Annotated in this window: 1 protein-coding gene; it reads right to left on the bottom strand. The window is 60.6% G+C overall.

Annotated elements, in window-relative coordinates; genetic code table 11:
• On the bottom strand, positions 1 to 431 hold a 431-nt coding region (locus tag lacNas_RS10865; RefSeq protein WP_201346858.1), incomplete at both ends, for an EAL domain-containing protein.

Genomic DNA, 431 nt, shown 5'->3' with positions numbered 1-431 from the left:
GCGACAATGTCGCAGGAGTTGAAGTCAACCGGTGAGATATTGACGGAAATCACTGGAATTGGCAGGCCCATCCGCTGGCAGCTCTGCTGCAGCTGACAGACCTGGCGGAAAATTTCCAAATCTAGCAGGTGGATCTGCCGGGTCTCTTCCAAAATGCTGATGAACTGGCTGGGCGGAATCGTTCCCCGGTCGGGGTCATTCCACCGGGCCAGGGCCTCAAAACTGTGGATCTGCCCGGTCAGGCTGCGGATGACCGGCTGGAAGAAGGGCTTGATGTCGCCGTCGTCCAGGGCCCGTTTGAAGTTGATCAGGACAAAGTCCCGGCTGTCGTAAACCGCCTGGACTTCCGGCCCGTAGACGCAGTAGACCCGCTGGCGGTCAGACCCGATCAGGCGCATGGCCCGCCGGGCCATGTCGACGGTCGCGATGAC

The organism is Lactobacillus nasalidis (genome assembly GCF_016587775.1).
Classification (GTDB): domain Bacteria; phylum Bacillota; class Bacilli; order Lactobacillales; family Lactobacillaceae; genus Lactobacillus; species Lactobacillus nasalidis.
The sequence above is the reverse complement of the archived record's forward strand: the minus strand, read 5'-3'. Positions and strand labels throughout refer to the sequence as shown.